At 60.7% G+C, this 25495-nt stretch carries 24 protein-coding genes; 7 read left to right on the top strand and 17 right to left on the bottom strand.

The annotated features are described in order from the left end of the window. Positions 1-2: 2 nt before the first annotated feature. Positions 3-908 carry a LysR family transcriptional regulator gene (locus L6D74_RS09950; protein ID WP_085648403.1) on the bottom strand — a complete coding sequence of 302 codons (906 nt, stop codon included), beginning with the start codon at positions 906-908 and terminating at the stop codon, positions 3-5. A gap of 130 nt (positions 909-1038) precedes the next feature. On the opposite strand from L6D74_RS09950, the gene L6D74_RS09945 reads away from it, so the two are divergent. Then, positions 1039-1869: an oxidoreductase gene (locus L6D74_RS09945; protein WP_236188950.1), complete on the top strand. Its 831-nt coding sequence runs from the start codon at positions 1039-1041 to the stop codon at positions 1867-1869. 120 nt (positions 1870-1989) lie between these two features. Here L6D74_RS09945 and L6D74_RS09940 read toward each other — a convergent pair whose 3' ends face one another. Beyond that, positions 1990-3381, bottom strand: coding sequence for an aldehyde dehydrogenase family protein (locus L6D74_RS09940; protein ID WP_236188948.1), 1392 nt, complete (start codon positions 3379-3381; stop codon positions 1990-1992). Between the two features lie 103 nt (positions 3382-3484). On the opposite strand from L6D74_RS09940, the gene ptrR reads away from it, so the two are divergent. Next, entirely contained in the window at positions 3485-4366 is an 882-nt protein-coding gene (ptrR, locus tag L6D74_RS09935) for a putrescine utilization regulator PtrR (protein ID WP_007950470.1), read from the top strand. 88 nt (positions 4367-4454) lie between these two features. Here the strand turns inward: ptrR and L6D74_RS09930 are convergent, their stop codons facing one another. Both L6D74_RS09930 and L6D74_RS09925 read right to left on the bottom strand, forming a co-directional pair. Next, positions 4455-6020, bottom strand: coding sequence for an aldehyde dehydrogenase (NADP(+)) (locus L6D74_RS09930; protein ID WP_236188944.1), 1566 nt, complete (start codon positions 6018-6020; stop codon positions 4455-4457). Continuing rightward, positions 6017-6655: a cysteine hydrolase family protein gene (locus tag L6D74_RS09925; RefSeq protein WP_221397545.1), complete on the bottom strand. Its 639-nt coding sequence runs from the start codon at positions 6653-6655 to the stop codon at positions 6017-6019. Before L6D74_RS09925 ends, L6D74_RS09930 begins: the two co-directional genes overlap by 4 nt. Positions 6656-6754: 99 nt before the next feature. Between L6D74_RS09925 and L6D74_RS09920 the strand changes: the two genes are divergently transcribed. Further along, positions 6755-7252 (top strand): winged helix-turn-helix transcriptional regulator, encoded by a 498-nt coding sequence (locus L6D74_RS09920; protein ID WP_085648408.1) that lies wholly within the window; start codon positions 6755-6757, stop codon positions 7250-7252. A gap of 6 nt (positions 7253-7258) precedes the next feature. Here L6D74_RS09920 and L6D74_RS09915 read toward each other — a convergent pair whose 3' ends face one another. From L6D74_RS09915 to L6D74_RS09885, 7 genes are all read right to left on the bottom strand, one after another. Further along, positions 7259-7882 carry a glutathione S-transferase family protein gene (locus L6D74_RS09915; RefSeq protein WP_085610573.1) on the bottom strand — a complete coding sequence of 208 codons (624 nt, stop codon included), beginning with the start codon at positions 7880-7882 and terminating at the stop codon, positions 7259-7261. Between the two features lie 99 nt (positions 7883-7981). Further along, a complete protein-coding gene (locus L6D74_RS09910) occupies positions 7982-9397 on the bottom strand; it encodes a purine-cytosine permease family protein (protein WP_236188943.1) in 1416 nt (471 codons plus the stop codon). Between the two features lie 287 nt (positions 9398-9684). Further along, a complete protein-coding gene (argE, locus tag L6D74_RS09905) occupies positions 9685-10833 on the bottom strand; it encodes an acetylornithine deacetylase (RefSeq protein WP_236188942.1) in 1149 nt (382 codons plus the stop codon). Further along, positions 10830-11507, bottom strand: a complete 678-nt coding sequence (locus L6D74_RS09900) for a DUF1028 domain-containing protein (RefSeq protein WP_236188938.1) — start codon at positions 11505-11507, stop codon at positions 10830-10832. Before L6D74_RS09900 ends, argE begins: the two co-directional genes overlap by 4 nt. Positions 11508-11534: 27 nt before the next feature. Next, a complete protein-coding gene (locus L6D74_RS09895; protein WP_007950460.1) occupies positions 11535-11951 on the bottom strand; it encodes a RidA family protein in 417 nt (138 codons plus the stop codon). A 58-nt stretch (positions 11952-12009) separates the two neighbouring features. After that, entirely contained in the window at positions 12010-13317 is a 1308-nt protein-coding gene (locus L6D74_RS09890; protein ID WP_064597310.1) for a flavin-containing monooxygenase, read from the bottom strand. A 260-nt stretch (positions 13318-13577) separates the two neighbouring features. Then, the gene (locus L6D74_RS09885; RefSeq protein WP_064597308.1) at positions 13578-14396 is read right to left on the bottom strand and encodes an alpha/beta fold hydrolase; all 819 of its coding nucleotides are present in this window, start codon (positions 14394-14396) and stop codon (positions 13578-13580) included. Between the two features lie 184 nt (positions 14397-14580). Here L6D74_RS09885 and L6D74_RS09880 point away from each other — a divergent pair, with 184 nt between their 5' ends. Next, entirely contained in the window at positions 14581-15027 is a 447-nt protein-coding gene (locus L6D74_RS09880) for a winged helix-turn-helix transcriptional regulator (RefSeq protein ID WP_085648415.1), read from the top strand. 75 nt (positions 15028-15102) lie between these two features. Here L6D74_RS09880 and L6D74_RS09875 read toward each other — a convergent pair whose 3' ends face one another. Together L6D74_RS09875 and L6D74_RS09870 are read right to left on the bottom strand one after the other, a co-directional pair. Then, positions 15103-16146 (bottom strand): LLM class flavin-dependent oxidoreductase, encoded by a 1044-nt coding sequence (locus L6D74_RS09875; RefSeq protein WP_236188937.1) that lies wholly within the window; start codon positions 16144-16146, stop codon positions 15103-15105. 67 nt (positions 16147-16213) lie between these two features. Continuing rightward, complete coding sequence (locus tag L6D74_RS09870) at positions 16214-16699, bottom strand: flavin reductase family protein (protein WP_236188936.1); 486 nt, start codon at positions 16697-16699, stop codon at positions 16214-16216. 324 nt (positions 16700-17023) lie between these two features. Between L6D74_RS09870 and L6D74_RS09865 the strand changes: the two genes are divergently transcribed. Then, the gene (locus L6D74_RS09865) at positions 17024-18430 is read left to right on the top strand and encodes a purine-cytosine permease family protein (protein ID WP_236188935.1); all 1407 of its coding nucleotides are present in this window, start codon (positions 17024-17026) and stop codon (positions 18428-18430) included. A 253-nt stretch (positions 18431-18683) separates the two neighbouring features. Continuing rightward, positions 18684-19784, top strand: coding sequence for a polyamine ABC transporter substrate-binding protein (locus L6D74_RS09860; protein WP_236188932.1), 1101 nt, complete (start codon positions 18684-18686; stop codon positions 19782-19784). A 41-nt stretch (positions 19785-19825) separates the two neighbouring features. Here the strand turns inward: L6D74_RS09860 and L6D74_RS09855 are convergent, their stop codons facing one another. Further along, entirely contained in the window at positions 19826-20803 is a 978-nt protein-coding gene (locus L6D74_RS09855; RefSeq protein WP_236188931.1) for a TerC family protein, read from the bottom strand. A 193-nt stretch (positions 20804-20996) separates the two neighbouring features. Between L6D74_RS09855 and L6D74_RS09850 the strand changes: the two genes are divergently transcribed. Continuing rightward, positions 20997-21947 (top strand): Dyp-type peroxidase, encoded by a 951-nt coding sequence (locus tag L6D74_RS09850; RefSeq protein WP_236188929.1) that lies wholly within the window; start codon positions 20997-20999, stop codon positions 21945-21947. 148 nt (positions 21948-22095) lie between these two features. On the opposite strand, the gene L6D74_RS09845 is transcribed toward L6D74_RS09850, so the two are convergent. The 3 genes from L6D74_RS09845 to L6D74_RS09835 form a co-directional block, all read right to left on the bottom strand. Further along, positions 22096-22578: a hypothetical protein gene (locus L6D74_RS09845; protein WP_236188926.1), complete on the bottom strand. Its 483-nt coding sequence runs from the start codon at positions 22576-22578 to the stop codon at positions 22096-22098. A 224-nt stretch (positions 22579-22802) separates the two neighbouring features. Continuing rightward, positions 22803-24512 (bottom strand): amidase, encoded by a 1710-nt coding sequence (locus tag L6D74_RS09840; protein WP_236188925.1) that lies wholly within the window; start codon positions 24510-24512, stop codon positions 22803-22805. Positions 24513-24650: 138 nt separating this feature from the next. Continuing rightward, positions 24651-25439, bottom strand: a complete 789-nt coding sequence (locus L6D74_RS09835) for an AraC family transcriptional regulator (RefSeq protein ID WP_236188924.1) — start codon at positions 25437-25439, stop codon at positions 24651-24653. Positions 25440-25495 lie beyond the last annotated feature (56 nt).

Genomic DNA, 25495 nt, shown 5'->3' with positions numbered 1-25495 from the left:
GCTCAGCCCGTTTTGCCATCGCGGGCATGGCGGGCGAAGTCGATAAACGCCTTGAGCGGCGCCGGCACATGGCGCCGGCTCGGGTAATACAGGTGCAGACCCGGATAGTACGGGCACCAGTCCGCCAAGACCTGCACCAGACGCCCGGCCGCGAGGTGCTCGCTGACCATGTCTTCGAACACATAGGCCAGTCCCAGACCTTGCAACGCCGGGCCGACCATCAGGCTGACATCGCCCAGGGTCAGCGGGCCGTTGACTTCGATTTCCTGATCGATGCCACCGCGTTCGAATTCCCAGCGATACAGCGCGCCGCTGGGAAAGCGGTGACGGATGCAGGGCAGGGTGTGCAGATCCTCCGGTTTTTGCGGCGCGGCGTGCCGTTCCAGAAACGCCGGTGAAGCGACCACCACCGAGCGCAAGGTCGGGCCGATCGGCAGCGACACCATGTCCGCCTCCAGCCGATTGCCGAACCGCACCCCGGCATCAAAACCGGCGGCGACGATATCCAGCAGCGCATCGCTTTCGACCACTTCCAGGCGGATGTCCGGATAGGCCTGAAGGAACGCCCCGGCAATCGGTAGCAGGACCAGTTCGCAGGCCTGGCGCCCCGCAGTGATGCGCAGGTTGCCGGAAGGTTTGTCGCGAAAGTGATTGAGGTCTTCGAGCGCGTCGTCGATGTCGCGAAACGCCGGTTTCAGCCGCGCATATAACCGCTCGCCCGCTTCGGTCAGCGCCACACTGCGAGTGGTGCGATTGAACAGACGCACGCCCAGGCGATTTTCCAGAGCGCGCAACGAATGGCTCAGCGCCGACGGTGTCAGGCCCAGATCCACCGCTGCACGGCTGAAATTCAGGTGCTGGGCGATGCAAAGAAAGATCGACAGATCCGCCGTGGACGGGTTTTTCATTTGTGAACACCTTTCACAAAGTCATGCAAATTTGCTGGGATTATCACATCAGTAGCACGGCTTTAAAGTCGACTCAACTCATCAAGAAGGCCCGGCAATCTCGCCAGGGTCACCGACAGGAGGAGTTGATATGCGTACCTGGCTGATTACCGGAGCTTCCCGTGGTTTTGGCATCCTTATCGCCGAACAGGCCCTGCGTGCCGGTGACGCGGTGATTGCCACCGCCCGCAACCCGCAAGACATCACCGACCGCCTCGGCGATCACCCGAATCTGCTGGCGGTGCGGTTGGATGTCACCCGCGAAGAAGAAGCCCACCAAGCGGTGGCACAGGGCATCAAGCGCTTCGGCCGCATCGACGTGCTGATCAACAATGCCGGCTTTGGCGTGTTGGGCGCCGTCGAAGAAACCAGCGCCAGCGAAACCGAGCGCCTGTTCGCCACCAACGTGTTCGGCCTGCTGAACGTCACCCGCGCCGTGCTGCCACACATGCGCGCCCAGCGCAGCGGACGGGTCATCAACATCTCGTCGATTGGCGGTTATCAGGCCTACGTGGGCTGGGGTGTTTACGGCTCGACCAAGTTCGCAGTGGAAGGCATCAGCGAAGCGCTGCATCAGGAACTGGCGCCGCTGGGCATTCATGCCACGGTGGTCGAACCGGGCTTCTTCCGCACCGACTTCCTCGACGAGCAGTCGCTGCTCAAGACCGCGCTGGTGCTGCCGGACTACGACGAAACCGTTGGCAAGATGCGCACCTTTGCCGAAGCTGCCAACCATGCGCAACCTGGCGATCCGCTGAAGTTTGTTGAAGCGATGCTGGCGCTGGTCAACGCACCGAACCCGCCGCAGCGGCTGGCGCTAGGCAGCGACACGGTTGCACGGATCGAGGCGAAGAACCGCTTGGTGGCGCAGGAGTTGGCCGAGTGGAATGAGCTGGCGCTGTCCACGGATTTCAAGGACTGAAACAAGACCTGTGGGAGCGGGCTTGCCCGCGAAGGCGGAGTGTCAGGCACCTTAAACGGAGACTGACACTCCCTCTTCGCGGGCAAGCCCGCTCTCCCAGGGTTTATCGGATCGACCGGATCAACGGCGATCCAGCCATATCGTCTGCGCGTTGCAGAACTCGCGCACGCCGAAGTGCGACAGCTCGCGGCCGAAACCGCTTTTCTTCACGCCGCCGAAGGTCACGCGCGGGTCGCTGGCGGAGTAACCGTTGATGAACACGCCGCCGGTTTCCAGTTCGCTGGTCAATTGCTGGGCCAGGGCGACGTTGGCGGTGTAGATCGTGGCGGTCAGGCCGAACTCGCTGTCGTTGGCCAGGGCCACGGCGTGAGCGCAATCCCGAGCGGTGATGATCGAGGCCACCGGGCCGAACAGTTCCTGCTTGAACGAAGTCATGCGGTCGGTGACGTCGGCCAGTACGGTCGGCTCGTAATAGTTGCCCGAACCCTCTACTTTGCCGCCGCCGAGCAGCAGGGTGGCGCCTTCTTCGAGGGTGTCGCGCACTTGTTGATCGAGCTCGTCACGCAGGTCGAAACGGGCCATCGGGCCGATGTAGTTGTCGGCGGACAATGGATCGCCCATCTTCAACTGACGGGTGGCTTCGACGAATTTGCGGGTGAATTCTTCGACCACGCCTTCTTCGATGATCAGGCGTTTGGCGGCGGCGCAAACTTGCCCTGAGTTCTGGTAACGACCGATCACCGCCGCTTGCACGGCTTCGTCGATATCGGCGTCATTGAGCACGATAAACGGATCGGAACCGCCCAGTTCCAGTACGCATTTCTTCAGCGCCGCACCGGCCTGTGCACCGATGGCCATGCCGGCGCGGACGCTGCCGGTCAGCGTTACGGCGGCAATGCGCGAATCGGCAATGGCGGTCGAAACACCTTCCGGGGTGACGTTGATCACTTCGAACACGCCATCGGCAAAACCGGCGCGGGTGAAGGCGTCGCGCAACAGATAGGCGCTGCCCATCACGTTCGGCGCATGCTTGAGCACGTAGGTATTGCCGGCGATCAGTGCCGGGACGGCGCCGCGCAGCACTTGCCAGATCGGGAAGTTCCACGGCATCACGGCGAGGATCGGGCCGAGCGGACGGTACTCAATGCGCGCCTTGCCGCCTTCGACCAGCGTCGCTTCGGCGTTGAGCATGGCCGGGCCGTGTTCGGCGTACCACTCGCAGAGCTTGGCGCATTTCTCGATTTCGCCACGGGCCTGGGCGATCGGCTTGCCCATTTCCTGGGTGATCATGGTCGCCATGGCTTCGCTGCTGTCACGCAGCGCGCCGGCCAACGCTGTCAGGGCGCGGGAGCGGTCTTGCAGTGGCTTGCGTTTCCACTTGTTGAAGCCGAATGCGGCGCGGGTCAGCGCGGCGTCGAGAGCTTCGGCGGATTCGAAAGCGTAGTGACCGATCTGCTCGCCGGTGGCGGGATTGATCGAGATGGCGTGGGTCTGGCTGGAAATCGGGCTCATGGCATCGTCCTGCGAGGTCAGTGGATGCGCTCAGAGTAGGGTGGTGTTTGGTTTCTGGAAACTGAATAATAAAGAGCGTTTCTTTCACGATTGGAGAATGATGATGGATCTGGTGCAACTTGAAATCTTCAAGGCCGTTGCCGAGCACGGCAGCATCAGTGCGGCGGCGGCGCAGATCCATCGCGTGCCGTCGAACCTGACGACGCGCATCAAGCAGTTGGAGGAGGACCTGGGCGTCGACCTGTTCATCCGTGAGAAAAGCCGCTTGCGCCTGTCACCGGCGGGCTGGAGTTTTCTCGAGTACGCGCGACGCATTCTCGACCTGGTACAGGAAGCCCGCGCCACGGTGGCCGGCGAGGAACCGCAAGGCGCTTTCCCGCTGGGGTCGCTGGAAAGTACGGCGGCGGTGCGGATTCCCGGTTTGCTGGCGACCTACAACCAGCAACATCCGAAGGTCGATCTGGACCTGTCGACCGGTCCGTCCGGGACGATGATCGACGGTGTGCTCTCCGGGCGCCTGGCGGCCGCGTTCGTCGACGGCCCGGTTTTGCACCCGGCGCTGGAAGGCATTCCGGCGTTCGAAGAGGAAATGGTCATCATCTCGCCACTTCATCACGGGCCGATCCAGCGCGCTGCGGATGTGAATGGCGAGAACATCTATGCATTTCGCTCGAACTGCTCCTATCGCCATCACTTCGAAAAATGGTTCAGCACCGACGCTGCGGTACCGGGCAAGATCTTCGAAATGGAGTCCTATCACGGCATGCTCGCCTGCGTCAGTGCGGGCGCCGGCCTGGCTTTGATGCCGCGCAGCATGCTGCAGAGCATGCCCGGCTGCGCGACGGTGAGCGTCTGGCCGCTGGCGTCGGATTTCCGCTATCTGACGACGTGGCTGGTATGGCGGCGGGGCACGGTTTCGCGCAGTCTGAGTATGTTTGTGCGTTTGCTGGAGGAGCGCGGTGTGGTGCGTGCAGAAGAGAATTGACGCTCTGGGTTCGGGTCTTCTCCATGAAGACCTGCTCATTTGATTGAAAAGCGTGCCCGGTTCGGTGATTCGCCGAACCGGGCATTTTTCATTGGCCGTCGATGCTGCGGGGCAGGTCGAGTGGATTGGCGTCGCGCAACACCTCCGGCAACAACGCATCCGGAAAGCCCTGATACGCCACCGGCCGCAAAAAACGCTCGATCGAGGTCATGCCGACCGAGGTGAAGCGGCTGTCCGAAGTGGCCGGGAACGGCCCGCCGTGTACGGTGGCGAAGGTCACTTCCTGCGGGTGGGCGAAGGCGTTGACCACGATGCGTCCGGTGCGGCGCTCGAGGATCGGCAGCAGACGCCGGGCCAGATCCAGATCGCGGTCTTCAAGGTGAATGGCTGCGCTCAGTTGGCCCTTGAACGAGCGGGCAACTGCCAGCAGTTCTTCCTCATCGCTGACCGTCACCAGCAGTGCAGCCGGGCCGAACACTTCATGGGCCAGTGCGGTTTCGTTGAGAAAGTGCTGGCCACTGACTTCCAGCAACGCCGAGCGGCCCTCAAACTGGCCATCCGACGGCGCGCCAACCGCCACCAGATTCGCCCCCACGCTTTCCATTGCCACCAGCCCCTTGACGTATGAACCGTGAATCCCCGGCGTCAGCATCGTACGCGCCGACGCTTCGCTGACCCGCTTGATCATCGCGCTGCGCAACGCTTGCAGACCTTCGCCCTCGACCGCGATCAGGATCGATGGACACAGGCAGGCTTGGCCGACATTCACCAGCATCCGCTCGACAAAGCCATCGCCGATCTCACCGCCACGCGCGGCCAGCGCGGCGGGCAAAATGAAGGTCGGGTTGACGCTGGTCATTTCGGTAAACACCGGGATCGGATCAGGCCGTGATTGAGCGCGACGATAAAGCGCCATGCCGCCCACCTCTGAACCCGTGAACGTTACTGCTTTAATCAAGGGATGATCGACCAGCGCTTCACCGATGGCGTTACCACCACCGCGCACCATGGAGAAAACGCCTTCATGCAAGCCATGCGACTGCACCGCTTTGCGGATGGCGCGCGCCTGAATTTCCGATGTACCGGGATGCGCGTTATGGGCCTTGAGAATCACCGTCGCCCCGGCCGCGAGTGCCGACGCAGTGTCGCCGCCGGCCACCGAATAGGAGATCGGAAAATTGCTCGCACCGAAGATTGCCACCGGGCCGATGGCGATTTTCTGCAGGCGATGATCCATTCGGGGTCGCGGCTGACGCTCCGGCTGTGCCGGGTCGATTGCCAGCTGCAGGAAGCGCCCCTTGCGCACCACCTCGGCGAACTGGCGAAACTGGGTCGCAGCTTTGGTGGCTTCGCCTTCCAGTTGAGCCTGAGGCAGACCGGTTTCCAGGGCAGCGCGGGCGGCCAGTTCCTCACGGACGGCGTCGAGGTTGTCGGCGATGCTTTCGAGAAACGCCGCACGTTCGGCCAGCGAGGTGTGGCTGTAGGTGTCGAATGCCGCGTCGGCGAGGGTAGCCGCCTGATCGACCTGGGCCGTACCACCGAAGGCGAATTCCGGCTCGATCAGCGTGTTGGTTGCCGGATTCAGCGCCTTCATCGTGCCCTCGGTAGCGGGGACGTCAGCGGCGCCGATCAGCAGGTGGCCAGTCAGACTCATTTCGCTTCACCTTGCGACTGAAGAGTGGCGATCAGTTCGTCCGTGGTGGTGATGACATGAGCGAAGGTCGGGCCGTTGAGTTCGTGGGCGGCGTGCATCATTTCCTCTTTGAACGCGGCGGTCGCATCGCGCACCAGCGTGACGTGATAGCCGAGTTCCGACGCGTAACGGGCGGTGGCTTCGATGCAGGTGTTAGCCAGCAGGCCGACGATGATCACGTGGGTGATGCCTTGCTGTTTCAGGCGAAAATCCAGGTCGGTGTTGGCGAAACCGCTGGAGCCCCAGTGTTCCTGAACCACGATGTCGCCGTCCTTCGGTGCGAAATCCGGGTGCCATTCACCGCCCCATTCGCCGCGTGCAAAGTGGTGCATGTGCATGATCTTTTGTTGGGTAGGGGTTGGGTGATCCCAGTTCTCGTAGTCGCCTTTGACCCAGCGATGATGCGGTACGATGACCACCGGAATCGGCAGGGCCCGCACGGCGTGATCGAGTTTGCGCAGGTTGTCGAGCAGTCCGTTCTGCTCGGCCATCGGTTTGAGCAGCGGAAAGATCTTGCCGCCCTCGGAGAGAAAATCGTTGTACGGATCGACCAGCAGGTAGGCGGTTCTGTCGAGCGGATAAAGAGGTTTCGACATGACGATGTACTCCGGCAATGAGAGTGATCGATGCTCAGGGCTTGTTCCCGCATCGTGTTGATATGATAATCATAGTAACTGTGTAAGAGGCAAGCCCTGATGGCTGTAAACGATAGTCTTCCTGAGACCTTGTGCCCGATTTCCCGGGCCGAGGCGATCGTCGGCGACCGCTGGACGGTGCTGGTTTTGCGCGAATTGTTCATGGGCAGCCATCGCTATGACGAGATCCTGGCGCAGACCGGCGGCACGCCGCAGATGGTCGCCGCCCGTCTGAAAAGCCTGGAAGCGGACGGTCTGGTCGAGCGCCGCTTGTACAACGAGCGGCCGAAACGCTACGAGTACCACCTCACCGCAAAGGGTGAGGCGTTTTACCCGGTGGTGATCGCGCTGCGCGCCTGGGGAGAAACCTGGTGCAAATCGCCGGAGGAGGGGCTGGCGGTGAACATGACCCACAAGAACTGCAACCACAGCGCCGGCCTCGGACCGATGTGCGATCACTGCGGTGAAGTGTTGCGCCGTGAGGATTTGATCAGCCAGCCGCAAGAGGCGTACGCCGCGGAACGACAGGCGCGGCGTGAGGCGTTCAAAAACAAATGACTGAAATCACGGCGTGCCATTTCGTCCGTGCAATCGGTAAGCGGGGTGTTGGCTCAGGCGTTCGTAATAAGCGCTCACTGCGGGCAGGTGCGGATGCTCCAGCGGCGTCTCGAACCAGCGATTGACCGACAGGCCGATAGGGATGTCGGCGAGGGAAAACTGCTCGCCGCTGACATAGGCGCCGGTTTTTTGCAGCTGCCGGTCGAGGATCTCCATGTGCCTTGCCCACTCCCGGCAACCGGCCGCAAGAGCAACGCTGTCCTGATGCGCGGGTGACTTGCGCACCAGCGAAAGGAACGCGTACGACCACGACTTGTTCAGCTCCGAAGCCTGCCAGTCGATCCATTGATCCACCCGCGCGCGGGCACGCGCCTCGCTCGGGTAAAGTTGCTCGCCGCCGTAGCGCGACGCCAGGTAGCGAATGATCGAGTTCGATTCCCACAGCGTGAAGTCATCGTCCTGAATCACCGGCACCATCGCGCAGGGATTGAGTGCGAGAAACTGCGGCGTCAACGTTGATTGAAAACCTGAGCCCCAGTCTTCGCGTTCGAAGGGAAGATTCAGTTCAGCACAGGTCCACAGCACTTTGCGCACATTGATCGATGAGGCTTTGCCCAGAATTCGCAGCATTGGATTTCCATCTCCGGTTGTCGTCGGGCGTAAAGAAATAGCACAACGCAAAGCAGAAGGCCCGCGAACGGCGGGCCTTGTTGGTGCATCGAGTCAATCTCAGAGACTGCCCGCCAGTTTCTCGGAGGTCAGCCGCCGACGATAAGCACTGTCACGGGTCGCCAGCCAGAAATACAGCGGCGAGGTCACCAGCAAGCCAACCAGCCACGACAGGTCCGCGCCGTTGATGTGCGCCGACACCGGCCCGACGTACAGCGGCGTGTTCATGAATGGAATCTGCACCGCGATACCGATCGCATAGGCCAGCAAGGCCTGCGGGTTGTAACGGCCGTAGATGCCGCCGTCGACCTGGAAGATCGAGCCGATGTCGTACTGGCCTTTGTGGATGGCGTAGAAGTCGATCAGGTTGATCGCGGTCCACGGCACCAGTACCACCAGCAGCACCAGCACCATGTCGACGAAGTGGCCGATGAAGTCCGCCGAGGCGCCGACCGCAGCGAAGCAGCAGGCCAGCAGGACGATGATCGAAATCACTGCGCGGCTCTTGGCAGTTGGAATCCAGCGGTAGGCAAAGGTCTGCACCAGCGTGATCAGCGACAGCACCGCGCCGTACAGGTTGAGGGCGTTGTGGCTGATGACGCTGAGCAGAAACAGCACGAGCATCAGCGGGCCGATGGCGCCGGTGGCGAGTTTCACCGCGTCCATGGTGTCCATGCCCACCGGGGTTGCCAGCACGGCGACGGCGCCGAATACGAACGACAGGCTCGAGCCCAGCGCCGATCCCAGATAGGTCGTCCAGAAGGTCGCCGCCACCGGCACGTTCGCCGGCAAGTAACGCGAGTAGTCCGACACGTAAGGCGCGAACGCGATCTGCCACAGCGCCGCCAGCGACACCGTTGCCAGCCATCCCGAGAGGTTGAAGCTGCCGCGCGTGAGGAAATCATCGGTCTGGATGTGGGTGAGAATGTAGCCGAAACCGATCACGATGCCGATCCCCAGCACCCAGGTGCCGATGCGGTTGAGCACGTGGATGAAGCGGTAACCGATGATCCCGATGATCCCCGAACCCAGCGCACCGATGACGATGCCGACGGGCACTGGAACGCTGTCGACCACGCCATGCAGGGACTTGCCGGCCAGCACGATGTTGGAGGCGAAGAAGCCGATGTACATGACGCCGGCAATCAACACCACCAGCAGCGCGCCGAGGGAGCCGAATTGCGCGCGGCTCTGGATCATCTGCGGAATGCCCATCTGCGGGCCTTGCGCCGAGTGCAGCGCCATCAGCACACCGCCGACCAGATGGCCGACCAGAATGGCGACGATGCCCCACACCAGATTCAGGTGAAACAGTTGCACGCCGAGAGCGCCGGTGACGATGGGCAACGGCGCGATATTGCCGCCGAACCAGAGGGTGAACAGATCCCGAACCTTTCCGTGGCGATCTTCGGGCGGCACGTAGCCGATCGTGTGTTTTTCAATGAGCGGTGCAGACGTTGATGCAGAGGTGGTCATGACGAACTCCAAGGCAAGGACGAGTACGTGGACGTACTTCAGTGAGCGCCGGCACGGACGGCGCATTTCTTGTTGGGGTGATCATGGGCAAGGAAAGGGCAGAGATAAATTAGTAGTTTTGTTGCTTCAGGCGTTAAAAAAACGAGGCTCTCCGGTCAGCTGAAAACGCTCTGTTTCGGGTGTTTCAGCCCGGTGAACGACAACGCAGCTGACCTCCATCGGAGCAGCTGTCTGTCGGTGAACCGGCGGCTTGGCTGCGGATTTCAATCCAGCAGCCAGGCGTTCTTTCAAAGACGAATCGACGCCAGCATCCGTTGCAGCATCTCATCGCAGGCCGTGAGCTGATCGAGGCTGACAAACTCGTCCGGCTTGTGCCCCTGATCCATACTCCCGGGCCCGCACACCACCGTGGGAATCCCCACCTCATCGAACAATCCGCCTTCAGTGCCAAAGGCCACGGTGCCGAAATCGTCCGAGCCACAGAACGTGGCGATCAGTTCCGCAGCCTTGCTCCTGGCATCGGTTGCGAGCCCCGGATAGGCCGACAATTCACTGAACCGGATATCGCTTTGCTCGCTGACGGCCCGCATGCGCGGTAGCATTTGCTGCTCGGCGTAGGCCTTGAGTTGCTGCGCAACAAGCGCCGGATCCTGCGAGGGCAGGGCACGGATTTCGAAGTCGAAACGGCAATCGGCGGGGACGATGTTCAACGCCTTGCCACCGCTGATCACGCCGGTTTGCACCGTGGAATACGGCGGGTCGAAACGCGGGTCGAGGTGTTCATCCTTGAGCTGTCGACCGATGCGTCCCAGCTCGCCGATCAGCTCGGCGGCGCATTCGATGGCGTTGACCCCAAGTGGCGCGTAAGCCGAGTGACAGGCGTGACCCTGGACATCGCAGCGCATCGCCAGTTTGCCCTTGTGCCCGAGCACCGGTTTGAGTTCGGTCGGCTCGCCGATGATGCAAAGCAGCGGTTTGACCGGACGTTGCTCCAGCACCTTGAGCAACGAGCGCACGCCGAGGCAGCCGACTTCTTCGTCGTAGGACAGGGCAATGTGCACCGGGATGCGCAACGGTGCTTCGATCAGCGACGGCACCAACGCGAGCACGCAGGCGATGTAGCCCTTCATGTCCGCCGTGCCTCGCCCGTAAAGCTTGCCGTCGCGCTCGCTGAGTTCGAACGGCGGCAGCGTCCACGGCTGGCCATCGACCGGCACCACATCGGTGTGCCCCGACAGCACGATGCCCGGCTGATTGGCCGGGCCGATCGTGGCGAACAGATTGGCCTTGCTGCGCTCATCGTTGTAAATCAACTCGCACGGCACATCGAAACCTTCGAGGTAGTTGCGCACGAACTCGATCAATTGCAGGTTGGACTCGCGGCTGGTGGTATCGAACCCCACCAGCGTCTTGAGCAACGCGACGCTGTTGCTCATCGGTCGTCTCCGGCAACCCCGTAGCCCGGCGCCTTTGCCGGATCGAGGGCGCGGTCGATGTAGTCCTGAAGCTGTGGGCGATAGGCGTCCCAGAGTTTCTGCAATTGCCCGATCGGGTCTTCATCGGCCCAGTCCACCCGCAGGTTGACGATGGGCCAGGTCAGCTCGCCGACCACGACCACGGCCGCCGAATGCACCGGGCCCGCTTCACCGCCCAAGGCCTGGGCGGCGTGCAAGGCCTTGATCAGGCGATCGGCCAATTGACCTTCGCCTTCTTCGAACGCGCTGACCATGGCTTCGATCACCGAGCGCCCGGCGAGCATGTTGCCCGCCGCCACGCATTGCTCGCCCGACACGGCGTTGTGCACGCCGAGGGTCTGCGCGCCGCTGAAATGCGCGGTCTGGCCGAGGTGGTTGATCGCCGTGATCTGCCGGTACTGGCTGTAGCCGTTGCGGGTCAGCACCTTGTCCAGTGCAGCCTCGGGTGCCAGGCCTTGTTCCATCAGGGCAAGCACTTCCGGGCCGAGGGACGGCAGGGTGATGTTCTGGCTCGACACCGCGCCGACCCCCGGCAACAGCCACGGGCAGCGTGCGCCGACGGCGATGCTGGAGGAACTGATGGCGATGCCGAACTGACCGGTTTCGGGGCAACGGGTGGCGATGGAAAATGTCATGTGTGGCCTCCTTTCGCTAAGGTCGAATTACTCGGGGATCACCGCAACCACATCAATCTCCATCAGCCATTGCGGCTGACCCAAGGCCGACACCACCAGCCCGGTGGAGATCGGGAACACGCCTTTCAGCCATTTGCCGACTTCCTGATACACCGGCTCGCGGTAGCGCGGGTCGATCAGGTAAGTGGTGGTCTTGACGATATGGCTCAGGTCGCTGCCGGCCTCTTCGAGCAATTGCTTGACGTTGCGCATCGCCTGTTCGGTCTGCGCGCGCGGGTCGCCGAGGCCGACCAGTTCGCCATCGAAATTGGTCCCGACCTGACCACGCACATACACGGTGTTGCCGGCGCGCACAGCCTGGCACAGGTCGTTGTCCAGGGTCTGGTTCGGGTAGGTGTCCTTGGTGTTGAACATACGGATGCGGGTGTGGGTTGGCTGACTCATGTGAGGCTCCTGACGAAATCGAACCCGGCGCGACAGGCGCCAGTACTGAAGAGGGAAATCAAGCGTCGACGGTGTCGACAGCGTGGTTGTGCAGCGCGGCTTCGCGTTGTTCGGCATCGCGATAAGCCAGGTATTTGCGCTGGGTGGCGATGTGATCGGCCACGTGCTTGGCGTCGTGCCAAACGCCCCAGATGAACGACGACCCGCGCCGCGACTGCCACGGCAAACCGAGGAAATACACGCCCGATTCGCTGGACACACCGCGCTGATGTTGCGGCTTGCCGTTGTCGTCGAAAGCGGCGACTTTCAGCCACGAATAGTCCACGGCAAACCCGGTGGCCCAGATGATCGAGGTGATACCGGCGGCGGCCAGATCGAGATCGGTCAGCGGGTTTTTTACGCATTCAGGGTCCGGATACGTCTCGCGGGCTTCCGGTTCCAGCGGCAGGTCGAGGCCGTTGCGTTCGATATAGGCGTCGGCGGCATCCAGCAGCGCAAGGTAGTTCTCGTCGCCACGTTTGAGGTTGTCGCGCAGGTCCTGTTTGAAGGTCACCACGCCGTCGCTGAACGATTCGGTGACGCCAACCAGGGTCATGCCGCGATGGGCCAGGCCACGGAAGTCGATGGTGCGGCCACCGTGGGCGCCGCTGACGGCGATGGTCACGTGCTCGCGGCCGGGTTTCATCGCGGCTTGATCCCATTCGCCGAGCACACCCAGCCACCAGCAGAAATCACGGTTGCGGTAAGCGCGAGGAGGGCGGTCATGGGCGCCGACCGAGAGGTAAACCTGCTTGCCCGAGCGCTGCAATTCGTCGGCGATCTGCACGCCCGACGAACCGGCGCCGACCACCAGCACCGCGCCGGCCGGCAGTTGTTGCGGGTTGCGATAGTCGGCCGAGTGAATCTGCAGCAGACGCTCATCTTTCGGCGCAATCGCCGGGATCACCGGACGCTGGAACGGGCCGGTGGCGGCGACGACGCGGGCGGCTTCGATCACGCCCTCGGAGGTCTCGACAGTGAAGCCCGGACGCCCGACATTGCGCACCACGCTTTTCACATCGACACCGGTGCGGATCGGCGCGTTGAATTTCTTCGCATAGGCTTCGAAGTAATCGGCGACACGTTCCTTGTGGGCGAAACCGTCCGGATCGACGTCATCGAATTCCATCCCCGGAAACCGGTCGTGCCACGCCGGACCGTTGGCCACCAGCGAGTCCCAGCGCCCGGTGCGCCAGCGTTCGGCAATGCGGTTGCGCTCCAGAACGAGGTGCGGCACACCGAGTTTGCTCAGGTGTTCACTCATGGCCACACCCGCTTGACCGGCGCCGACAACAAGCGTGTCTGTTTTTATTATTTCAGTGGTCATCTCTGATCCCTTCTCACGAGGCCGTTGGATTCAGGTCGCTGTCGACCTGTTCTCTGTGCTTGGGATCAGACTAGGGAGGGGGTGGTTATCGGTAAAATATTATTAAGCTGGCATGTGAAGATAAAAACGTGATGCAGAGGCCTGAAAGCCCCGTAAACAAAGGGGTTCGCCCTGGAGCCGGAATCCGGGACAACGAAAAAAAGGGCCGTCGACAGGTGTGTCGACGGCCCTTTTCAGTTGGCGCTTGATTTACATCGAACTCAACGATTGAGGAAAGCCAGCAGGTCTTCGTTCAGTGCCTGCGCATGCGTCACGGCAAACCCGTGCGGCGCACCGGCATAAACCTTCAGCTCGGCACCCTTGATTTGCTCGGCGGCGCGTTTGCCGGTGGTTTCGAACGGCACGATGACGTCGCCGTCGCCATGGATCACCAGGGTCGGTACATCGATTTTCGCCATGTCAGGGCGGAAGTCGGTTTCCGAGAACGCGGTGACGCAATCCACGGTGCCTTTGAGCGAGGCCAGCAGCGCAATATTCAGGGTTTGTGTCAGCACGCCGTCCGAAACTTTCTGACCTTTATCGAGGCCATAGAACGGCGTGTTGAAGTCTGCGATGAACTGCGCGCGATCCTTCAAAAGACCCGCCTTGATCCCGTCGAATACCGACTTGTCGACGCCCTCGGCGAAGTCCGGTTTCTTGCCGAACAGCGGGGTCACCGCGCCCAGCAACACCAGCCCGGCAACGCGCTCGCTGCCGTGGCGCGCGATGTAGCGGCTGACATCGCCACCGCCCATGGAGAAGCCGACCAGGGTCACGTCACGCAGGTCGAGGTGTTCGATCAGTTGCGCGATGTCATCGGCGAAGGTGTCGTAGTCGTAGCCGGTCCAAGGCTGCTCGGAGCGCCCGAATCCACGACGGTCGAAGGCGATGGTGCGGTAGCCGCGGCTGCTCAGGTATTCCATCTGGTATTCCCACATGTCGGCGTCCAGCGGCCAGCCGTGGCTGAACAGCACGGGCTTGCCGCTGCCCCAGTCCTTGAAATAGATCTCGGTGCCGTCTTGGGTCGTGAAGGTGCTCATGAAAACTCCTTATGTCGGGGCGTGTGTGGTTGCCGGGATGGCATCGCTGACTATCGCGGTTAAGCGTCTGGTCTACTTGTACGCAGGTGCTAAGTTTCGCCAGCCGATCAGCGTAGACGCTCGCGGGCGCCAGAGTTGTAAGATGCAACCACGATTTGATGACCGTTTTGCTAGAGAGCGCTGAATGAAACGTAAAAGCCTGGAGGGCAACATCTGCCCGGTTGCCCGGACGCTGGACCTGATCGGCGACTGGTGGTCGTTGCTGATCATCCGCGACGCGCTGGAAGGCATCAGTCGTTTCAGCGATTTCGAGAAGAGCCTGGAAATCGCCAAGAACATGTTGAGCATGCGGCTCAAAGGGCTGGTGGAGCGGGGCATCCTGCGTCTGGTGCCGGCGTCCGACGGCAGCGCCTACAAGGAGTACGTGCTGACTGAAAAGGGCCGGGCGTTGCAAACCGTGATCGTCGCGTTGTCGCAGTGGGGTGGGGAGTTCATGTTCGAGCCGGGCGAGGCGGGGTCGGTGATGGTGGATGCGCAAAAGCGAAAGCCGATCAGGAAGCTGGAGTTACTGTCGGCCGATGGACGCCATTTGGCGCCGGAAGATATCGAGACAACTTCGACTGCGTACTGACACCTGTGTCAGACGAAAAAAAGCGCCCCGACGTTCTATTCGGGGCGCTTCTACATTCAGGGTCGCTTAGCGTATTTAACGAAACGCCGGCACCACATGCTTGATAAACAACTCCAGCGACTTCTTCTTCTGCGCATGCGGCAAGCTGTTGTCGCACCAGAAGCTGAACTCATCCACCCCCAGTTCCTGGTAGTACTTGATCCGCGGAATGATCTCTTCCGGCGTGCCGATCATCGCCGTCTTGTGCAGGCTCTCCAGTTCAAACTCCGGACGCCCGGCAAACTTCTCTTCCGGGCTCGGTGCCAGGAAGCCGTTTACCGGCACTTCCTTGTTGCCGAACCACGCATCGAACGTGCGATAGAAACGTGAGATGGCTTTCGCGCCCACCTTCCAGCCTTCCGGGTCATCCGCCGAGTGCACGTGGGTATGACGCAGCACCATCAATTGTGGACGCGGCACATCGGGGTTGTTGTCCAGCGCAGTCTGGAACTTGTTCTTCAGATCGAGGACTTCTTCGTCGCCCTTCATCAGCGGCGTGACCATCACGTTGCAACCGTTGGCAACGGCGAAGTTGTGCGAGTCCGGGTCGCGGGCGGCGATCCACATCGGCGGGTTCGGCTTCTGGATAGGTTTCGGCACGCTGGTGGAGGTGGGGAATTTCCAGATGTCGCCGTTGTGGGCGTAGTCGCCTTGCCACAGGGCGCGCACCACCGGGACCATTTCCCGCAGTGCCTGTCCACCGCTGGAGGCGGGCATGCCGCCGGCCATGCGGTCGAATTCCACCTGGTAGGCGCCACGTGCCAGGCCGACTTCCATTCGGCCGTTGCTGATCACGTCGAGCAACGCGCATTCACCGGCGACCCGCAGCGGATGCCAGAACGGCGCGATGATGGTGCCGGCGCCCAGGTGAATGATGGTGGTCTTGGCCGCGAGGTAGGCCAGCAGCGGCATCGGGCTCGGCGAGATGGTGTATTCCATCGCGTGGTGTTCGCCGATCCACACGGTGCTGAAACCACCGGCCTCGGCCATCAACGTCAGTTCGGTCAGGTCTTCGAACAGTTGACGGTGGCTGACGCTTTCGTCCCAGCGCTCCATGTGTACGAACAGGGAAAATTTCATGACGCTACCTCGAATCTCTTGTGGTCGGCCGGTCGCTTGCCGGCCTGTTTAAATGCAATCGTGCGGATCAGGCGAAGGCGGGCAGGGCGCCCATCTTGCCGTGGCAGTACACCAGCGGGCCGGCGTCCTGCTGAGGGACGATGAGGTTCTTCACCGCGCCGACCATGATCGCGTGGTCGCCGCCTTCGTATTCGCGCCACAGCTCACATTCGATGATAGCTGTCGCGTTGGCCAGGATCGGGTTGCCCAGTTCGCTCAGCGTCCACTCTATGCCCTGCGCCTTGTCCTTGCCTTTGCGGGCGAACGCGTAGGCTTCGCTTTGCTGACCGCCGGACAGGACGTGAATGGCAAAGCTTTTGTTCTTGATCAGGACAGGGTAGGAATCGGAACTGTAGTTGGGGCAGAACAGCACCAGGGCCGGGTCCATCGACAGCGAGCTGAAGGCGCTGGCGGTCAGACCGACGATCTGGCCGTCGTCATCCAGCGTGGTGATGACGGTAACGCCGGACGGGAACGAGCCCATGACTTGTTTGTAGACGGCAGCATCGATCATTGGTCAATCCTCGAGTGCGGTAGAGCGTGTTTTTATGTGTTTATGGGTCTGATGGTATACCGTAATACATCGATTGCAAGCGCTTTTTTGGTGAAGCGATAAACGTGGTTCATCCGTCGGAAACTCAGCATTTACTGGGCTTTGCTCTAGCCGTGAACGCTGGCTATCAGGGAGTATGCCGGATCAGATGCCGTCGCAAACAGCGGATCAGTCTTGTGAAAATGTTGGAATACCATAATATGGTCTGCATCTGAGGGGCGGCCACGAAGCACCCCGGTTTGGCTTCATACAACGATAAGAACAGACCCAATCGAGTTCATTTTTATGTCCCAGATGTCCCGGCAAGATCCGTTGATCGAGAATCACACGGTCGACTACGTCCCACTCGCGGAACGCCACGGGAAGGCCCGCGACCTGTTCACCCTTTGGTTCAGCACCAACATTGCGCCACTGCCCATCGTCACCGGCGCCATGGTGGTCCAGGTGTTTCATCTCGACCTGTTCTGGGGGCTGCTGGCGATAGCGCTGGGGCACATGATCGGCGGCGTGGTGATCGCCCTGGCGTCGGCGCAAGGCCCGCGCATGGGCATTCCGCAGATGGTGCAGAGTCGCGGTCAGTTCGGGCGTTACGGTGCGCTGTTGATCGTGTTCTTCGCGGCGATCATCTATATCGGCTTCTTCATTTCCAACATCGTGCTGGCGGGTAAATCCATCGTCGGCATCGCGCCGTCGGTGCCGGCACCGTTGAGCATCCTGATCGGCGCCCTCAGCGCCACGGCCATCGGCGTGATCGGCTACAACTTCATTCACACGCTCAACCGCATCGGCACCTGGGTGATGGGCAGCGCGCTGCTCGCCGGTTTCATCTACATCTTTGCCCATGAGTTGCCGGCGGACTTCTTTACCCGTGGCAGCTTCAACCTGTCCGGGTGGCTGGCGACTGTATCGCTGGGGATCATCTGGCAGATCAGTTTCTCGCCGTACGTCTCCGACTATTCCCGTTACCTGCCGGCGGACATCGGTATCTCCAAGCCATTTATCGCGACGTATCTGGGCGCCACGCTGGGCACGATTCTGTCGTTCACGTTTGGCGCGGTGGCGGTACTGGCAACGCCGGAAGGCACTGAGGCGATGGCGGCGGTCAAGCAGTCCACCGGTTGGCTGGGGCCGATTCTGATGGTGCTGTTCCTGCTCAACATCATCAGCCACAACGCGCTGAATCTGTATGGCGCGGTGTTGTCGATCATCACCTCGATCCAGACCTTTGCCAGCCAATGGACGCCGAGCATCAAGGTGCGGGTGATCTTGTCGAGCATCGTGCTGGCGGGTTGCTGCGTGGTGGCGCTGGGTGCGTCGGCGGATTTCATTTCCGAGTTCATCGGGCTGATTCTCGCGTTGCTGCTGGTGCTGGTGCCGTGGGAGTCGATCAACCTGATCGACTTCTACCTGATCAAGCGCGGCAGTTACGACATCGCCTCGATCTTCCGCGCCGATGGCGGCATTTATGGGCGCTTCAACCTGCACGCGATCATTGCCTACTTCATCGGCATCATTGTGCAGCTGCCGTTCGCCAACACATCGTTGTATGTCGGGCCGTATGCAAATCTGGTGGAAGGCGCTGACTTGTCGTGGCTGGTCGGCCTGATCGTGACGTGCCCGCTGTATTACTGCCTGGCGACCCGCGGGCAGGCGCAGCAAAGCAGGGCGACGCGGTTGGGTTTTACCGACTGAGCGTTCGCAAGCTGTTCAAACAATGCCCGGCACATCGTCGGGCATTGTTGTTTCCGCATCCCGGCGGTCATGCAAATTGGCCATTTCGATCCCCTTTTGGCCAACCGGCTACTGTGCTGCGTCTACGCTGTCAGCAAGAATCGAAGCCACAACTAAATGCTGCACCTTCCTTGCCCATGGCTGATTTTGCCAGCCACTGCCGTGTACAGAACATAAAAACCATCGACTCACGCTGCATTCGGGGAAACACAACATGGTCACGATGAAACGCATTCTGGGCGCTACTGTTTTCGGGCTGACGCTGCTGGCCAGCGCCGTACAGGCCGAACAGCGCGAACTGCGGGTGTACAACTGGGCGGATTACATCCTGCCATCGGTGCCCAAGGAGTTCGCCGCCAAAAGCAACATCAAAGTGACCTGGGACACCTTCGACACCAACGAATCCCTCGAAGCCAAATTGCTGACCGGCAACTCCGGCTATGACCTGGTGGTGCCGTCGAATCAGTTCCTCGATACCCAGATCAAGGCCGGTGTGTTCCAGAAACTCGACAAGTCCAAGTTGCCGAACTGGAGCCACCAGGACCAGGCGCTGCTCAAGTTGCTCGACGCCAACGACCCCGGCAATCAGTATGGCGTGCCCTACATGGTCGGCACGGTACTGATCGGTTTCAACCCGGCCAAGGTCAAGGCTGCGCTCGGCGAGAATGCGCCGGTGGACAGCTGGGATCTGGTGTTCAAGCCGGAGAACATGGAAAAGCTGAAATCCTGCGGCGTGGCAATGCTCGATTCGCCGTCGGAAATCCTGCCGCTGGCTCTGCACTACCTGGGCCTGGACCCGAACAGCCAGAACCCCGCCGACTATGAGAAAGCCAAGGACCTGATGCTCAAGGTTCGCCCTTACGTCACCTACTTCAACTCGGCCAAGTACATGACCGACATCGCCAACGGCGATATCTGCGTGGCCATCGGTTATTCCGGCAGCTTCTACCAGTTCGGCAACCGTGCCAAAGAGGCGGGCAATGGCGTGGTGGTCGATTGGCGCTTGCCGAAGGAAGGCGCGCCGATCTGGTTCGATACCTTCGCCATTCCGAAGAGCGCGAAGAACGTCGAAGAGGCCCACGAGTTCCTCAACACCTTGCTCGATCCGAAAGTCATCGCTTCGATCAGCGACTTCCTCGGCTACCCGAATGCCAACAAGGATTCGCTGCCGCTGATCAACAAGGAAATCACAGGCAACCCGAACCTGACGCCGACCAGCGAAGCGCTGAAGAAGCTGTACGTGGTGCAACCGTTGCCGCAGAAACTGGAGCGGGTGCGGACCCGGGTGTGGACCAGTATCAAGTCGGATAAATGAGCTCAAAGCCGAGGGAGCGAATCCGTTCGCTCCCTCGGCCGTTATTTCGCCTGACTTTCTTCGGGCGACTTGTCCTTCGTCAGCATCAGACTCAGCACCACCGACGCCAGAATCAGCCCGCCAACAATCGCCAGCGACCACTCCACCGGCATGTGAAACCACGGCATCACCGTCATCTTCCCGCCGATGAACACCAGCACCAGCGCCAGTCCGTACTTGAGCAGATGAAAACGGTCGGCCATGTCTGCCAGCAAAAAGTACAGCGCCCGCAGGCCCATGATCGCGAAGATGTTCGAGGTGAAAATGATGAACGGGTCGGTGGTCACCGCGAAAATCGCCGGGATGCTGTCGACCGCAAACATCAGGTCGCTGGCCTCGATCAGCACCAGCACCAGAAACATCGGCGTGGCCCAGCGGACACCGTTCTGTAGCACGAAAAACCGCTCGCCGTGAAAGCCGTTGGTGATCCGCAGATGTCCGCGCACCCAACGCAGCAGCGGGTTGTTATCGAGATCCGGTTGCTGCTCGGCGAACACCAGCATCTTGATCCCGGTGATGATCAGGAACACGCCGAACACATACAGCAGCCAAGTGAATTGCGACACCAGCCATACGCCAGCAAAGATCATCGCCGCGCGCATCACGATTGCCCCGAGCACGCCGTACAGCAGCACCCGGCGCTGCAACTCCGGCGGCACGGCGAAGTAGCTGAAAATCATCACGAAGACGAACATGTTATCGATCGACAGCGACTGCTCGATCAGGTAGCCGGTGAGGAATTCCAGGGTCTTGACCTTGGCGATTTCGGGACCGAATTCGCCGTTCAGATACCACCAGAGCAATCCGGCGAAGGCCATCGCCAGCATGCACCAGGCAAATACCCAGGATGAGGCTTCCCGTACCGAGACCCGATGCGCCTTGCGCCCACCGAAGACGAACAGGTCGACGGCCAGCATGGCGAGGACAAAAACGATGAAGGCGACCCACATCCAGGGTTCGCCGATGTTGATGGTGTGCATGCCGTTCTCCCTGTCTTTATGTTTGTCGGGGTAGACGGGGCCATGCTAGTAGGAGCTTTCCGACAAAGAAAAATCGTTTATTTCGTGGGTATTGTTCGTTATTAACGAAGTGTCTGCCTTGGCAACGGGGTGACGGAAGGTATTTCAGTCAGTGCTTCTTTGCTAACCTCCCTTCGAGCCAGTCCATCATCCCTTGGGAGTCACGATCATCGAAACGCCAGATCCTCAAGCCGTCTGCAGCCCGATCACCAGCGCTGCCATCTTCATCGTGGCGACCCTTAACGCCGGGGCCGATGCCGCCGAAAAAATCCGCGGCTGGTGCGCCGATGTCGCGGGGCTGACGCGCTCGGTCGGCAAGCGTGTCCCTTCGGGAAACCTGTCCTGTGTTTGCGGGTTCTCTTCCAGCGCCTGGGATCGTCTGTTCGGCAGTCCACGCCCGGCATCCTTGCACGACTTTCGCGAATTCGGCGTAGAAGGGCGGCGCGCTGTTTCCACACCTGGCGACTTACTGCTGCACATTCGTGCCGATCAGATGGACCTGTGTTTCGAGCTGGCAACGCAGTTGATGTCGGCGCTGGACGGCGCCGTGACGGTTACCGACGAAGTACAGGGTTTCCGCTATTTCGACATGCGCAGCATCATCGGTTTTGTCGACGGCACGGAAAATCCGGTCGGCCGCAAAGCCGAGCATTTCACCCTCGTGGGTGATGAAGATCAGACGTTCAGCGGCGGCAGTTACGTGCTGGTGCAGAAGTACCTGCACAACATGAAGGCGTGGAACGAACTGTCGGTCGAAGCGCAGGAGCGGGTGATCGGGCGTACAAAACTGTCCGATATCGAGCTGGACGATTCGGTCAAGCCGAGCAATTCCCACAGCGCGCTGACGACCATCACCAAGGACGGCGAAGAGGTGAAAATCCTGCGCGACAACATGCCGTTCGGTAGGCCAGGCGCAGGTGAGTACGGCACTTACTTTATTGGTTACGCGCGTTCGCCCGAGCCGCTGGAGCAAATGCTGGAGAACATGTTTGTCGGCAAACCACCCGGCAATTACGATCGACTGCTGGATTTCAGCACCGCCGTCACAGGCAGTCTGTTCTTTGTGCCTTCGGCGGATTTGCTGGAAGAACTGGCAGAACGTTAAGAAAAACCAGGACAGGTAGCCGAACTGACCTCGTTGTTTTTGAATTTTCAGTTCTGAAGTTGAATTGGGAAGGGGCTCGTCAACGATTAAATTTAGCTCTTATCGAAAGACTGCCCTTCACCCTGTGTTGAAAAGAACATTGGCCTGTTTAAAGCGGGCCAGTTGCTTTCACTTTAAATTCAACTCGTGATACTCGGTACTCAACGCCTTCTCCAAAGTCAATTTTGAAATCGGCCGTGCCTTCGATTGAGTTATTGGTGGTGTTTCGTTTGAACGTTACAGAACCTTTTCGAGCATGTGTAAACACACCGTCTGCAAGCAGTACTGCTGTGACGTCCACTGCTTGGAAACCACTCACCTTATAGGTGCCATCTGGGGTGTGTTCGTTGATAAGGATAGCTATTTGCTTCATTTTTTCCCCAGCGCCAGAGCGCCCCAACACACTAATAGTGTCTGGAATAAATTTCTCATACCAAAACTCCTCTGCCTTGAATTGATCAGTTCCGGAGGGGAGTGCAGGTTCAATGATTGCGGTGAAAGTTTGGTCGGCGGCGCTTGATTTTTGAGTGGCAGGCAGAGGCTTCAGGTTGTTATCAATGCCCAGTGCTTCATACAGTTTGTCTGTAGTCATGATTTTACGTTCCTTCGAAATCAGAGTGCGTGAAAGTCAGTCTTGGGTTATTAACGACCCAATCAATCGTCACGCTACGCTTGCGTTTTCCAAGGGGCAACTGTCAGAACTTACAGTTGTATAAGGCAGGAATGTGTGAGCGCGTACTTGATATTAGAGAAGCGGGGCCATTATTGACTTCATGGCGCCCGCTTCTCTAAGCGAAGTGCGTTAAGACTGAGAACCTATCGGGTTACCAGTGCTGGCGTACGTGGCGGTACCAGTCGTTTCGAGCCGGTCGCCTCGAACGCCGCCGCCAGTCGCAGCAGCGTCGAATCGTCATAGGCCCGCCCGGCAAACGTCAACCCCACCGGCATGCCAATATCGGCCATCACGCCCATCGGCACGGTGACGGTCGGTACGCCGAGGTGGCGGATTGCGAGGTTGCCGTTGGCGACCCAGATGCCGTTGCTCCAGGCGATGTCCGCCGAGGCCGGGTTGACGTCGGCGTCGGCCGGACCCACGTCGGCGTTGGTGGGGAACAGCACGGCGTCGAGGCCGAGGCGATCCATCCAGTCTTCGAGGTCGAGCTTGCGGGTCTTCTCCAGGCCGCGCAGGCCGTCCGGCAGGGTCGGGATCTGATCCCATGGTGTGATGCCGCGCTGGGCCATGCGCACGTATTCGTCCATGCCGGCAGCGAGGTCGCCTTCACGGTTGGGCAGGGTGCCCGGGTCGTGGGGGAAGATTTTCGGGCCGTCGACGTCTGCCAGTCGATTGAGTTTCGGGTCGCCGTTGGCGCGCAGGAAATCATCGAACGCCCAGGCCGACAGGTCCCACAGTTCGTGGTGCATGAACTCTTTCGAGACGATGCCGCGATTGAACACGGTCGGCGCGCCCGGACGATCACCTTCGCAGTTGGAGACCAGCGGGAAATCCACTTCGATCACTTCGGCGCCGGCGGCTTCGAGGGCCTGACGGGCCTGTTTCCACAGATCGATCACCGAAGCGCGGGTGTTGATGCGTTGCCCGGTCGGGCCGCCGATGCCCGGCTCGTCGCTGGTGCCGGCTTCAGGGTCGGCGTTGATGTACATGCGCGGCACGCCCAGGCGTTTGCCGGCCAGTGCATCGCTCTTCACTGCCAATTCCAGATAGGAAGCAGGGCGCACTGAAGCGACGCTCGGGATCGGCACCCAGGGTTGCAGGCGCCACAGGTCGCCACGGGTGTCGGTGTCTTCGGCGACCACCACGTCGAGGACTTCCAGCAGGTCGGCCATGGTGCGGGCGTAGGGCACCACCACGTCCATGGTCGGCGTCAGCGGCCAATTGCCGCGTACCGAAATCACCCCGCGTGACGGTGTGTAGGCGCACAGGCCGTTGTTCGACGCCGGGCCGCGACCGCTCGACCAGGTTTCTTCCGCCAGACCGAATGCCGAGAAGCTGGCAGCGGTGGCAGTGCCGGCACCGTTCGACGAGCCGGAAGCAAACGGTGCAGTCAGATAATCAGCGTTATAAGGGCTTTCGGCACGGCCATAGACGCCACGCTGCATCCCGCCGTTGGCCATCGGCGGCATGTTGGTCTTGCCCAGGCAGATCGCACCGCCCGCACGCAGGCGCTCAATGGTGAACGCGTCGCGCTGTGCCACCAGATCGGCGAAGGCCGGGCTGCCGGACGCGGCGGTCAGGCCTTTGACCAGATAGCTGTCCTTGGCGGTGTAGGGGATGCCGTCCAGCGGACCGAGGGTTTCGCCCTTGGCGCGACGGGCGTCCGAGGCTTGCGCTTCTTTCAGTGCGTCGGGGTTACGCACGATCACCGCGTTCAGCGCAGTGGCGGTGTCAGGGCCGTCATAGGCGTCGATGCGCGCCAGATAGGCCTGCACCAACTCGACCGCCGTGGTCTGGCCGGACTCGAGCGCCGCGCGCAATTGGGCAATGGAAACTTCAGTGACTTCGATCATGCTGTTACCGCCGACAGGTTCGCTAAAGGGTGGTTGATCATTGTTATCGTCGAAAGATGTCAAAGGTTCTTGATGGGCGAAACTCTACCCTGAAATTTGCCCAATGGCATGCACAAAGTCGATAAATATCGGTTAATTTCATCGGAAAAACTCTCCTGGCGTCTCGCCGAACTGTTGGCGAAACGCCGCAATAAAGGCCGATGTCGAGTCATAACCACAGGCCAAAGCCACGTCGGTGACGCGTTCGCCGCGTTCCAGCGGCGTCAGCGCACCCAGCAGACGCAGGCGCTGGCGCCAGGTGCGGAAGGTCAAACCGGTGTCGCGCAGGAACAGCCGAGTCAGAGTTTTCTCGGTCACGCCGAATTTTTCGCTCCAGTGCGCCAGGGTGGTCTGCTGTTCCGGATGTTGCTCCAGACTCTGATAGATCTGCCGCAGGCGACTGTCCTGCGGCAGTGGCAGCATCAGATCGATGGGCGGCGCCTCGGCCAGTTGATCGAGGATCACCTGGGCCATGCGCCCGTGCGGGCCGCTCTGGTCATATTCGACAGGTATCTGACTGAAGGCCCGAATCAGCTCACGCAAAAGATCACTGACCCCGAGCACATGACAACGCTCCGGCGCCCAGCTGGCGACGCTGCAATCGATGTACAGGCTGCGCATTTCCGTGTGCGGTGAACTGAACACCCGATGCGGCACGCCCGCCGGAATCCACACCGCCCGCTCCGGCGGCGCAACGAAACGACCGACGGCGGTCTGCACTTCGAGTACGCCCTGGATTGCGTAGGACAACTGCACCCACGGATGACTATGACGGCGGGTGAGCGCTCGATTGGGCAGCGATTCGGTACGCCCGTACAGCGGACGCGGCAGGCTGGGCAGCCCGGGAATGCTGCGTCTGACGCTCTTGTCGTGTCCTTTTGGCGGCATCTGTGGGTTCTTCGGCGTTAGTCGGTAATTTCCAACCACGTTAGAGTCGCTTCCAC

It is taken from the genome of Pseudomonas pharyngis, assembly GCF_021602345.1.
In the GTDB taxonomy this organism is placed as follows: domain Bacteria; phylum Pseudomonadota; class Gammaproteobacteria; order Pseudomonadales; family Pseudomonadaceae; genus Aquipseudomonas; species Aquipseudomonas pharyngis.
The sequence above is the reverse complement of the archived record's forward strand: the minus strand, read 5'-3'. Positions and strand labels throughout refer to the sequence as shown.

What these genes read in the sequence shown, in the direction of transcription:
- argE (WP_236188942.1), bottom strand. Translation starts at nt 10,833, where the DNA reads ATGAGCAACAGCGTCGCGTTGCTCAAGACGCTGGTGGGGTTCGATACC.
- L6D74_RS09835 (WP_236188924.1), bottom strand. Translation starts at nt 25,439, where the DNA reads ATGCCGCCAAAAGGACACGACAAGAGCGTCAGACGCAGCATTCCCGGG.
- L6D74_RS09910 (WP_236188943.1), bottom strand. Translation starts at nt 9,397, where the DNA reads ATGACCACCTCTGCATCAACGTCTGCACCGCTCATTGAAAAACACACG.
- L6D74_RS09890 (WP_064597310.1), bottom strand. Translation starts at nt 13,317, where the DNA reads ATGACCACTGAAATAATAAAAACAGACACGCTTGTTGTCGGCGCCGGT.
- L6D74_RS09950 (WP_085648403.1), bottom strand. Translation starts at nt 908, where the DNA reads ATGAAAAACCCGTCCACGGCGGATCTGTCGATCTTTCTTTGCATCGCC.
- L6D74_RS09885 (WP_064597308.1), bottom strand. Translation starts at nt 14,396, where the DNA reads ATGAGCACCTTCACGACCCAAGACGGCACCGAGATCTATTTCAAGGAC.
- ptrR (WP_007950470.1), top strand. Translation starts at nt 3,485, where the DNA reads ATGGATCTGGTGCAACTTGAAATCTTCAAGGCCGTTGCCGAGCACGGC.
- L6D74_RS09925 (WP_221397545.1), bottom strand. Translation starts at nt 6,655, where the DNA reads ATGTCGAAACCTCTTTATCCGCTCGACAGAACCGCCTACCTGCTGGTC.
- L6D74_RS09855 (WP_236188931.1), bottom strand. Translation starts at nt 20,803, where the DNA reads ATGCACACCATCAACATCGGCGAACCCTGGATGTGGGTCGCCTTCATC.
- L6D74_RS09860 (WP_236188932.1), top strand. Translation starts at nt 18,684, where the DNA reads ATGGTCACGATGAAACGCATTCTGGGCGCTACTGTTTTCGGGCTGACG.
- L6D74_RS09840 (WP_236188925.1), bottom strand. Translation starts at nt 24,512, where the DNA reads ATGATCGAAGTCACTGAAGTTTCCATTGCCCAATTGCGCGCGGCGCTC.
- L6D74_RS09945 (WP_236188950.1), top strand. Translation starts at nt 1,039, where the DNA reads ATGCGTACCTGGCTGATTACCGGAGCTTCCCGTGGTTTTGGCATCCTT.
- L6D74_RS09870 (WP_236188936.1), bottom strand. Translation starts at nt 16,699, where the DNA reads ATGATCGATGCTGCCGTCTACAAACAAGTCATGGGCTCGTTCCCGTCC.
- L6D74_RS09865 (WP_236188935.1), top strand. Translation starts at nt 17,024, where the DNA reads ATGTCCCAGATGTCCCGGCAAGATCCGTTGATCGAGAATCACACGGTC.
- L6D74_RS09875 (WP_236188937.1), bottom strand. Translation starts at nt 16,146, where the DNA reads ATGAAATTTTCCCTGTTCGTACACATGGAGCGCTGGGACGAAAGCGTC.
- L6D74_RS09880 (WP_085648415.1), top strand. Translation starts at nt 14,581, where the DNA reads ATGAAACGTAAAAGCCTGGAGGGCAACATCTGCCCGGTTGCCCGGACG.
- L6D74_RS09915 (WP_085610573.1), bottom strand. Translation starts at nt 7,882, where the DNA reads ATGCTGCGAATTCTGGGCAAAGCCTCATCGATCAATGTGCGCAAAGTG.
- L6D74_RS09895 (WP_007950460.1), bottom strand. Translation starts at nt 11,951, where the DNA reads ATGAGTCAGCCAACCCACACCCGCATCCGTATGTTCAACACCAAGGAC.
- L6D74_RS09920 (WP_085648408.1), top strand. Translation starts at nt 6,755, where the DNA reads ATGGCTGTAAACGATAGTCTTCCTGAGACCTTGTGCCCGATTTCCCGG.
- L6D74_RS09930 (WP_236188944.1), bottom strand. Translation starts at nt 6,020, where the DNA reads ATGAGTCTGACTGGCCACCTGCTGATCGGCGCCGCTGACGTCCCCGCT.
- L6D74_RS09940 (WP_236188948.1), bottom strand. Translation starts at nt 3,381, where the DNA reads ATGAGCCCGATTTCCAGCCAGACCCACGCCATCTCGATCAATCCCGCC.
- L6D74_RS09900 (WP_236188938.1), bottom strand. Translation starts at nt 11,507, where the DNA reads ATGACATTTTCCATCGCCACCCGTTGCCCCGAAACCGGTCAGTTCGGC.
- L6D74_RS09845 (WP_236188926.1), bottom strand. Translation starts at nt 22,578, where the DNA reads ATGACTACAGACAAACTGTATGAAGCACTGGGCATTGATAACAACCTG.